At 37.7% G+C, this 4992-nt stretch carries 5 protein-coding genes and 2 pseudogenes; 1 reads left to right on the plus strand and 6 read right to left on the minus strand.

The window, feature by feature from the left end:
- Positions 1–148 precede the first annotated feature (148 nt).
- The 6 genes and pseudogenes from ACTHSL_RS12020 to ACTHSL_RS12045 all read right to left on the minus strand — a co-directional run bounded on the left by ACTHSL_RS12020 (position 149) and on the right by ACTHSL_RS12045 (position 4335).
- Positions 149–457 (minus strand): tetratricopeptide repeat protein, encoded by a 309-nt coding sequence (locus ACTHSL_RS12020; RefSeq protein WP_440381581.1) that lies wholly within the window; start codon positions 455–457, stop codon positions 149–151.
- Positions 458–493: 36 nt separating this feature from the next.
- Positions 494–907 (minus strand): hypothetical protein, encoded by a 414-nt coding sequence (locus ACTHSL_RS12025; RefSeq protein ID WP_440381582.1) that lies wholly within the window; start codon positions 905–907, stop codon positions 494–496.
- Complete coding sequence (locus tag ACTHSL_RS12030) at positions 898–1542, minus strand: N-acetylmuramidase family protein (RefSeq protein WP_440381583.1); 645 nt, start codon at positions 1540–1542, stop codon at positions 898–900. The genes ACTHSL_RS12025 and ACTHSL_RS12030 overlap by 10 nt, the downstream gene beginning before the upstream one ends.
- A 397-nt stretch (positions 1543–1939) precedes the next feature.
- Positions 1940–2325: pseudogene (locus ACTHSL_RS12035) on the minus strand (transposase); the annotation flags it as partial.
- Between the two features lie 38 nt (positions 2326–2363).
- Positions 2364–2774, minus strand: a complete 411-nt coding sequence (locus ACTHSL_RS12040; protein WP_440381584.1) for a hypothetical protein — start codon at positions 2772–2774, stop codon at positions 2364–2366.
- Positions 2775–2937: 163 nt separating this feature from the next.
- Positions 2938–4335 carry a LysM peptidoglycan-binding domain-containing protein gene (locus ACTHSL_RS12045; protein ID WP_440381585.1) on the minus strand — a complete coding sequence of 466 codons (1398 nt, stop codon included), beginning with the start codon at positions 4333–4335 and terminating at the stop codon, positions 2938–2940.
- Between the two features lie 15 nt (positions 4336–4350).
- Here ACTHSL_RS12045 and ACTHSL_RS12050 point away from each other — a divergent pair.
- Positions 4351–4473: pseudogene (locus tag ACTHSL_RS12050) on the plus strand (IS5/IS1182 family transposase); the annotation flags it as partial.
- Positions 4474–4992: the final 519 nt, after the last annotated feature.

The raw sequence follows: 4992 nt of genomic DNA on the forward strand, positions 1-4992 counted from the left end.
TTGCAGGGGTTGGGCTCGTCGCCGAAGCCGGCTTTCAGGCGTTTGTAAAAGGCGGGGGCGCCGGTGGCGGGCATCACACCGTGGAAGATGCCGCAGATTTTGTCGCCGTTTTTGGTGTTTTTCAGATTTAATTTCAGATAAGTCGTATTTATCGTACTCTTTGAAATACTCGTTTAGGAATGATTGATTTTTTTCCAATTTTACCCATTCTAGAAATATATTCTTGATAATAAACTTTAGCATGATCTTTATTACCAATTTCCCAATATACATCAGCAATATTCAAATATGCGACTATTCTGTTTGGATATATTTTAATAATTTTTTTTAGAATATATAATGAAGAATTGTAGTTATGACCTTCTCCAAGGTAAAATGCAATGTCATTGTATATTGAAACGTTTTTTTGATCTATATTGTATCTATTTATATACCAATCAATTCTACTTTCATCCACATCAAAATTTTTATTATTTTTTATATACTCCCTAAATTAAATCAATGAGTTATCTAGCATATATACCGTATAACATTTTTTATTATTTGTCATTAATATTGATTTTCTATCATATTTAATGATGGGTTCATTAATAAATTTTATACATCTTAATGATTTTACATCAAAATCTTCCTTATACAAACTTAATGTTTCTATTTTAACAAGTGTGACATTATTATTTTCTATTTTCATATAATAATCTTCATAAAACCTTCCTCCAAACTCATCTACCAAAAAGACTATTAATTCTCCATCTTTATAATTTTCAATATTACTTTCTTCAATGCCAGAAAAAAATCTATTAATTTTCAATAATGCTTGTTCATTTTTTATTAGCTGGTCATTAGATCCATGCGCAAAGGAGGAAAATATTATTAATATGCATACAATTATCTTTTTTACTTGCATGACTTACGTCTCCCTTTTAGTCTCTCATACTCACACTCCATTTTAACATCATATGCATTTCTCTTATAATCCGATCCATTATAATAAAAGGCAATCTTTCCCCAGTTCTTAACTCTCATGTTTTTTACTACCTGCGGTTTAGTAATTTTTAAATAACTTTGAAAATATAGGAATTGCTGTAAACTGCATTGATTCATTGCAATTTCTAGTTCTTGGGGTGTGGAATATCCACCATTCTTAAAATATTCACCCAAAACTTGGAATTCTCCCCAAGAACAACTCTTTATTGCGGCAGTTTCATCAATAGACTTTGCTATTTCTAGTTTTCTAAATTGCTCCCGCTCACTCCCATACTCCCCATATTCGGGATATATAACTCTAGGATGCTGTCTTACTAAAGAAGATAGTCTTTCTTGAGAAATTTTTCCTCTCAAATGTCGATACATTTTATGTCTTTCTAATAGTATTTTAGCTCTACGTCTGCCAGCCTCATCATTAACGAACCCCTCCCCTTTTGATTCAACTATTGCAACAGCCTTTAGAACTTCTTTCTCCACATTCAAATCAGCAGCTAATTTTTCATAATGAGCTTCCGTTATCTTTGTACCATAACCAGAACAGGGGTTACTAACCATTCCTTTTTCATGGCAAAAACATCTAACCTTAGGAGAATTATAGACCCTATCCGTAGGCCTTCCATTTCTCCCCCTCCCCTTCCGAATATCCGGCTTCTCCTCCGCAGGTTCAAAACGTTTCTCCTCCGCAGGTTTCCCTTCATCTGGAGGCGGATTTTTACCAGCAGGCTGTGCAGGTTGCCCCTGCCCTACAGGTTCTGCACCTTGCGGTAATATAGTTGGCTCTCTTTCAGACGGCCTTTGTAACTGTTGGGTTCTAAATTCGTGCTTTGAGGGTAATATGAATTACTAATTTATAGGGACTATTCTAGATAATTAGGATAAATCGTGCTTCACCAGTTGTTTTAAAATAGAGATTCGAACTTTTATTTCACTATTGTTAAAATGCCATTCTCAGTTTATGACAATCTGTATAAACGATGCTGTCAGGCTTTACCTGCTCACGGATAATAGGCAGTAAGGTGGCCGTTTGCGTATTGGGTACTGCAACGGTATAAACCTTACTGTTGCGCTTTAAAAGCCCGAATACGGCGCCTTCACTGCCGCACCGCGTCCCCGTCTGCCTTTGCGATGCCCGCCAAAGCAGCTTTCATCTGCTTCACCGTCAAACATTTCCAAATACGGGCTGCTGGTGAGAGATAAGTAGATGCAGCCGGTTGAAATAATAAATCTTCAGTATTTTTTGACGTCGGCCAATCGGGCTGCCGTTCCGGCGGTAACGCCTGCAACGAACAGTTCGATGAGCTTGTTTTGCTTATACTGACTTAGGCGGCTTCTTCTCATGGGGATAATTCTAGCTTAAATTGAAGTTCCCTAGTTATCTAGGGCAGCCCCATCTTTAAGTATTTTTTTATTTCTTCAATATTTCTTAATCTAAATATCATTCTTTTATCAGATATTCCATCAAATCCTGATACATTTTCACCTAAAATATAATCTGATGATATAAATTTAAACTCGTTATTTTTCTTATCTTCATAAATTTTGTATAAATAAATTCTATAATTTTTACCTTCCAATTGAGGATAACAACAAAATTCTTCAGAGAGTAGAATAATAAGTAAAGGATAATTTTTATTAACCTTATATATACTAATTGCCTCTAGATTAATTCTCCTACTTATAATTTCAGTCTTTTTAAAATCTCTTAATTTATATTTTTTCCCACCAATCAATATACTATTATTGATTATCTCTTCTCCATCATCAATACAATACGAAGAGGAAAACAAGGCATCATTTTTTTTAAAATACTTAATTTATTATTTAAGTAACTACACGTTTGATGGTTATACTTATCAAAGTCAATATTTTCTCCAATACAAACTATAGGTAAAAGATATAAAAAAATATATATTAAAAAAATTTTCATAGATAACCTTATTTGAATATAAACTATCTAAAAATCTTTATTGTGGTAGAAAAATTAGCTCTTCTTTGAGGGTAACTATCTGTTGCTTTATTCATAACTCTAGTAATACTATCTACAGTATTTGTATTAAACCCTTTGTCTGCTAACTCATATAATTTTTTACCTTTCAAAAAAGCAATAGCAGAGCGAACAGCATATTTGGGAGTCTCTAATAATTCAGGATGTTCTAAAAAATTTAAATTTTCGCCAGGCCATGCTAACGGATACACATTATTTAAATCAGTATAATTACTTCTTCCCGTAGTCTGCTTTAATCCTCTCCCTATAAATTTATATCCATCTCCTTCATAAATATTACCAAGCTTGTAAGGTCTAGATCTCCATTTATCCATATAAGCTTTATTTGCTATCGTTTTTTCTTTTAAAGAGAAAGGAGACAAATTGGCATCTGTAGTAGCCTCTGAAGGATGTTTTTGATAATATGAAAATCTTAATAAAGCTTTAGCCCCATAATGAAGATCTTCTCTTAATTTAAAATGTGGCCCCACTTCTTGCATTACCTGTGCAAAAAAATGAGCTTTTCTGAGATTTGTATCTAATTTGTAGTCCGTCAAATTAGCATTAAGTTCATCTAATATAGGTCGCATTTTACTTTGACTTACAAGAGGCCACATCCCCTTCATTTGTTCCATCGTAATCAAATTTGGTATTGCCGAAGGTTGCTGTTTCAGTATAACCCTATCCGTAGGCCTTCCACTCCTCCCCCTCCCTTCCTGAATATCCGGCTTCCCTTCCGCAGGCTTCCCTTCATCTGGAGGCGGATTTTTACCAGCAGGCTGTGCAGATTGCCCCTGCCCTACAGGTTCTGCACCTTGCGGCAATATAGGCTGATCATCCTTTTTCTGTTCAGATGTTTTTCCGTCCAACCCTTTCAGTAAATCGTCAAGCGGGTCGCTTGGTTGGCTCTCAATCACCCCTTTATCTGGGCGGCCTCCAGAATCTAACGGCCTTTCCGCCCCTCTCGGCAATAGCAACGCATCCCCGACCTCTGGCGGTGTACCGTCATCGGGAAGGTTGTTGATGAATTTAATTAACGATACATTGGTGTTGCATTTTTGAGCAATCCCTTCCCACGTATCTCCGGCCCGTACTTCATAAAATGCCTGCCGGTAATCTTCCGACTCGTTATTTTTGTTCCCCGTCTCCCGAAGTTTAATTTCATATACTCTAGGTGCCATAATCGGCTGTGTTATGACATTTTCCGCCCAGTAAAAAGGTTGAGTACTGAATGCGGCATCTTGTCGCTGTCCCTGGGCCCAAAAACGCACCCAAATCTTTTTCCCGGCAATCAATTCTGAGTCAAATGCCGCCCTACCGTTTTCATCGGCAACATCTTTACGCAATGTAGAGTCGTACTGCATGATTTGGTAGTGACATTTGGCTATGCCCGGGCAGCCTATTTTGGTCTGCTCAAAGTGAGTGCACAAAGCCATCTGAAGGCGATGTGTTTGAACCTGTTGAAAGCGGCTAACCGGCTAAGTGCGCCTGTTGCCGCCTAAAAGGCGGCCCGGATGCCTGATTATCAGGTATCCGGGGAGGATTAAGGGGGTATTTGGGTAAAATCAGGCGTGATTGGAGGCAAAAACAGCCGAAAACCTGTGTTTGGGTTTCTGCTGTCGGGGGAAGGGCTTTTTTGCAAAGGTCTCGGCTTATTAGATCATTGAATAAAAACAAATGCTGCGGGTAATGAAAACAGTATCAACACCGGAACCATCTGCAACGGAAGCATCTACAACGGACCTAGGTACTCTCCGGTCACTAGGGAAGATAGCTGCTGGTCGTTGCTATGCATCATCACCTCTTGCTTAGGTTTTATCTTTCAGTGAGTGATAAGAACTAGATCCTTGCAACCATCCCTGCTTCCAAGCAAGGCTATCTGCCTTGTCAGACAACCTTGCTTTCTACCTCAATACCGCTTTTGATTGCCGATTTGGTCTCGGTAATCTGCCCTTTGCCCGTAGGTATGACTTTCTGCATCGGTGCGGATATGCTGTGAGTGAGCTTAAAGTGACTTTAAC

Origin of the sequence: Neisseria sp. P0008.S010 (genome assembly GCF_051962715.1) — a bacterium.
In the GTDB taxonomy this organism is placed as follows: Bacteria; Pseudomonadota; Gammaproteobacteria; order Burkholderiales; family Neisseriaceae; genus Neisseria; species Neisseria elongata.

What these genes read in the sequence shown, in the direction of transcription:
- ACTHSL_RS12045 (WP_440381585.1), bottom strand. Translation starts at nt 4,335, where the DNA reads ATGCAGTACGACTCTACATTGCGTAAAGATGTTGCCGATGAAAACGGT.
- ACTHSL_RS12025 (WP_440381582.1), bottom strand. Translation starts at nt 907, where the DNA reads ATGCAAGTAAAAAAGATAATTGTATGCATATTAATAATATTTTCCTCC.
- ACTHSL_RS12030 (WP_440381583.1), bottom strand. Translation starts at nt 1,542, where the DNA reads ATGGTTAGTAACCCCTGTTCTGGTTATGGTACAAAGATAACGGAAGCT.